The organism is Geomonas sp. (assembly GCF_035254065.1).
In the GTDB taxonomy this organism is placed as follows: domain Bacteria; phylum Desulfobacterota; class Desulfuromonadia; order Geobacterales; family Geobacteraceae; genus Geomonas.
In genome coordinates, this window is record NZ_DATFBA010000270.1 from 1 (window position 1) to 4,388 (window position 4,388).

3 protein-coding genes are annotated in these 4,388 nt (G+C 63.9%); all 3 read right to left on the reverse strand.

The window, feature by feature from the left end; all coding sequences use genetic code 11:
* Positions 1–283: YbgC/FadM family acyl-CoA thioesterase (locus tag VJ604_RS12380; RefSeq protein ID WP_324082927.1), on the reverse strand; the 283-nt coding region annotated here is incomplete at its 3' end.
* A 285-nt stretch (positions 284–568) separates the two neighbouring features.
* Positions 569–3,727 (reverse strand): bifunctional [glutamate--ammonia ligase]-adenylyl-L-tyrosine phosphorylase/[glutamate--ammonia-ligase] adenylyltransferase, encoded by a 3,159-nt coding sequence (gene glnE, locus VJ604_RS12385; RefSeq protein WP_324082929.1) that lies wholly within the window; start codon positions 3,725–3,727, stop codon positions 569–571.
* Positions 3,724–4,388: S-methyl-5-thioribose-1-phosphate isomerase (gene mtnA / locus VJ604_RS12390; protein WP_324082930.1), on the reverse strand; the 665-nt coding region annotated here is incomplete at its 5' end. The genes glnE and mtnA, both read right to left, overlap by 4 nt.

Sequence of the window (4,388 nt, forward strand, 5' to 3'; positions counted from 1 at the left end):
CGTCTTCCTTCCTGATCACCCGCTGTCCAGCGATGAAGGCGCTGTTGCGGACTTCGATGATACGGGTATCCACTTCCAGCAGGTCGTCGAGCCGGGCCGGCGCCCGGTAATTGATGTTGATGGCGACCACCGGGAAGATGATCCCCATGTTGTGCATCTCACCCACCGAAAGCCCGCGCTCCCGCAGGAACTCGCTTCTCCCCCGCTCCATGAAGTTCAAGTAGTTGGCGTGGTACACCACCCCGCCGGCATCGGTGTCTTCGTAGTAAACCCGTACTTCCATGAATCCTCCATATAAACCAACATCCCCTCCGTCCACTTCCCCCTCTCCTTCAAGGAGAGGGTCGGGGTGAGGATGGGGTATTGAGCCGGAAATGAACCCCATCCTCATCCTGTCCTATCCTTGAAGGAGAAGGGACGAACAGCGGAACGGTTTTGCCAATCGGTCCATATTGCGATAACGAATCGTTCAGAAAAGGCTCGTGCTTATCCGCTGGACGGGGCTTCCCTCACCCCGGCCCTCTCCCGGGGGGGCGAGGGAGGAGTTGGCGGGAGGCGGAAAAGTTGATCAGCCGACTAGCACCCGCTCGTACACCGCGCGCACGCCCTCGGTCACCCGCTCGTAGTCGGCCATCAGCGCCTGGCCCGGGTTCTTCAGCTGCGGGTCGTAACCAAGCCTGCGCGCCAGCTTGTTCAGGTACTTTACGGGTCCACCGAGGTCGTTCATCGAGGAGTCGTGCAGGATGCGCAGACGGTTCTCCAGCCGGCGCAGGAACTGGTATCCCTCGGAAAGGGTCTGGAACTCCTCCTCGCTGACGATGGAGAGCTTCCGCATGGCATCCAGGGCTTGCAGCGTGGTGCTGCTGCGGATCTCCGGATGCTCTGCTCCATGCTTCAACTGCAGGAACTGGATGACGAACTCGACATCAACCATGCCGCCGCGGCCGGTCTTGATGTTGTAGCTCCCCTCGCTCTCCTTGGCGAGCTCGTTCTCCATCCGCATGCGCAGCCGGTGAATCTCCTTGCGCACCTCTTCACCCGCTCCAGCCCCGTACACCGCCTTCTCTATCACCTGCTCGACGATTTTCGTGAGCTTCGGATCGCCATAGCAGACCCTGGCCTTGGTGAGCGCCTGCCGCTCCCAGATCTGCGATTCGGTGGAGTGGTAGCTGATGAAGGCGTCCAGCGAAGTTACCAGGGGACCTGCGTTGCCGGAGGGACGCAGCCGCGTGTCGATCTTGTACACGAACCCTTCCCGGGTCTGGGTGGTGAGGATCATGATCGCCTTCTGCCCAAGCTTCGCGAAGTACTCGCGGTTGGTGATGCTCTTCTCGCCGTTGGTCATCCCCTGGCCGTCGTAGATGTAGATGATGTCCAGGTCGGAGTGGTAGTTGAGCTCGAAGCCTCCCAGCTTCCCCATGGCGACGATGCCGAAGGAGGCCTCGTGTTCGCTACCGTCCTCCCCCTTGACGATCGGCCTGCCGAAGCGCGCCAGCTCGCCGGTGGCGAGGCAGCAGGCGGCGGCCAGGCAGACCTCGGCCAGGTTGGTGAGTTGCATGGCGACCTCCGGCTGTCCCATCTTGCCGTACACGTCGTTCATGCCGATGCGCAGGAACTCCTCGTGCCGGAACCGCCGCATGGCGTCCAGCTGCTCCTCGAAGTCGTCGGCGTCGCTCAGCAGGGAGTCCAACTCCGCCACCATGGTCTCCCGCTCCTTCATCAGGTAGGCGTAGCCGCGGGTGGTCATGCCGTCCAAAAGCTCCGGATGCCCGATGAAGATCTTGGAGAGGAACTCGGACATGCCGAAGATGGAGGTGATCACCTTCAGGATATCCCGGTTCTCGGCCAGCAGGGCGTAGAAGGAGGACCGGGTCCTGGCGGAGGAGAGGAAGTGCTCCAGGTTGGCCAGGGCGAGGTCCGGGTCCGGCGAGGCGAAGGCCTCCTGCAGGAAGAGGGGCGCGATCTTTTCCAGCGTCCGCCGCCCCCGCTCGGTCAGGTTCAGTCTGGCGGGGCCGTCCCGCAGCACCAGCAGGTTGTTGTAGGCTGCGTCCACGTGCTCGAAACCGCGCTCCGCCAGCATGTCCTTGATCAGGTCGGAGTCGGCCTTGGGGTCGAGGAAGAAATAGACCTCCGGGAGCACCTCCTCCTTGATCCGCTGGTCGCGGGAGAGGAAGAGGTCGCCGTAGATGGCCGAGACGGTATCCCGGTGAGCGGTGAGGGCCTCGATGAAGCGGGTGGCGCCGTCGTTCCTCAGGTACCCGCAACGCCGGGCCAGCGCCTGCATCTCGTCATCCTTGGTCGGCAAGGCGTGGGTCTGCCGCTCCTGCACCACCTGGATCCGGTGCTCGACGGTGCGCAGGAAACGGTAGGCATCGCTCAAGGCGACACAGTCCGCCTCCTTGATGATGCGGGACTCCCGCAGGATCTGGAGCGCCTTCAAGGAATTCTTCTCGCGCAGGATGGGATTCTTGCCAGCGTAGACCAGCTGCAGCGCCTGGATGAAGAACTCGATCTCCCTGATGCCGCCGCGCCCCAGCTTGATGTTGATCTCTGACTCGTGCAACCTGGTGAGCGAGGCGTCGATGCGCAGCTTCATGGACATCATGTCCTCGATCAGGTTGTAATCGAGGTAGCGCCGGTACACGAAAGGGGTCAGGGCGGCCAGGATCTCTTCACCAAGCTCGAGGGAGCCGGCCACCGGCCGCGCCTTGATCAGGGCGGCGCGCTCCCACGACTGCCCCCAGGACTCGTAGTAGACCTCGGCCGAGCGGATGGAGGTGGCGAGGTCGCCTGCTTTCCCGTCCGGCCTCAGCCCCATGTCGACCCGGAACACGAAACCGTCGCCGGTCACCTGCGAGATGGCCCGGCTGACCATCTCGGCAAGCTTCACGAAGAAGGCGTGCAGGGAAATCTTCCCCTTGCTCCCGCCCTTGCCATCGGGGACGCCGGCGGTCTCGCCGCGGTCGGATGAGTAGAAATAGATGAGGTCGATATCGGAGGAGAAATTGAGTTCGCGCCCGCCGAACTTCCCCATCCCCATGATGACGAAGGTGGCCTCCACCGGCCCCTCCGGGGTATTGACGATGGGGAGCCCGTGTTCCCTGACCAGCTCAGCGAAGGCCGTCTCGTAGGCGATCTGCAGGGTCGCCGCGGCCAGCGAGGAGAGTTCCCCGGTGACCTCCTCCAGGGGAGCCAGGCCGTTGAGGTCGCGGGCGGCGATGCGCAGCACCTCGGAATACTTGAAGCGGCGCAGATGGGGGAAGACATCGAGATAGCCGATGTCGACGGGGATGCGGCTGCGGAGGGCGGCCAGCATCTCGGCCTCGCTGCGCCTGCCGGTTATCTCGCGCTGGATGAACAGCCGGTGAAAGTAAGAGGGGTCCTTGCAGATGATGTTGGTGAGAAAGGGAGAGGAGCCGCAGATGTTCATCAGCTGGACGGCCATCGAACGACGGGAGCAGACGTCCAGCAGGGCCTCGCGCCCGACCACACCGGAGACGCGCTCAAGGCCGTTCAAGGCCATGTCGGGGAGCGGAGTGGCCAGGGCAGCCAGGGTCAGCTCCCGCAACAGCTCCAGGGGGAGCACTTCGGCCAGAAGGCGCAGGTTCTCTGCGGAGCGGGCCTCGTAGCAAAAGCCTGCCTGCTGGAGGAGATGCGGGAGCCCGTCCGCCGTCTCGCCTCCCAAGGCTGCGATCAGGGCGTTTGCGAACTCTCCGGGCCGGTTCATAAGCCGACCAGCGCCTTCAGCTCCCTTTCGTAATCGCCGCGCACCACACCCTTTTCGGTGATGATGCCGGTGATGTAGCGGGCGGGGGTCACGTCGAAGGCCGGATTTCTCACCTTCACACCCTCCGGCGCGATCCTGACGCCCTGGATGTGGGTCACCTCGGTGGAAGCCCGCTCCTCGATGGGGATGTCATCCCCGCTGGAGAGCTTGAGGTCGAGTGTGGAGATGGGGGCGGCGACGTAGAAGGGGATGCGGTTTTCTTTGGCGAGCACCGCCACGCTGTAGGTGCCGATCTTGTTGGCCGTGTCGCCGTTGGCGGCGATGCGGTCGGCGCCCACCACGCAGAAGTCGATCTGGCCGGTCCTCATCAGCCAGCCGGCCATGTTGTCGGTGATCAGGGTGACCGGGATGGAATCCTTCATCAGCTCCCAGGCGGTGAGCCGTGCACCCTGCAGCCAGGGGCGGGTCTCGTCGGCGAAGACGCGGATCCCCTTGCCCGCTTCATGAGCGGCGCGGATCACCCCCAGCGCGGTGCCGTAGCCCGCCGTGGCCAGGCCGCCGGCGTTGCAGTGGGTGAGGATCGAGGCGCCTTCTTTCACGAGGGCTCCGCCGTGGCGGCCGATCTCCTTGCAGATCTGGAGGTCCTCCTGCTCGATGCTGA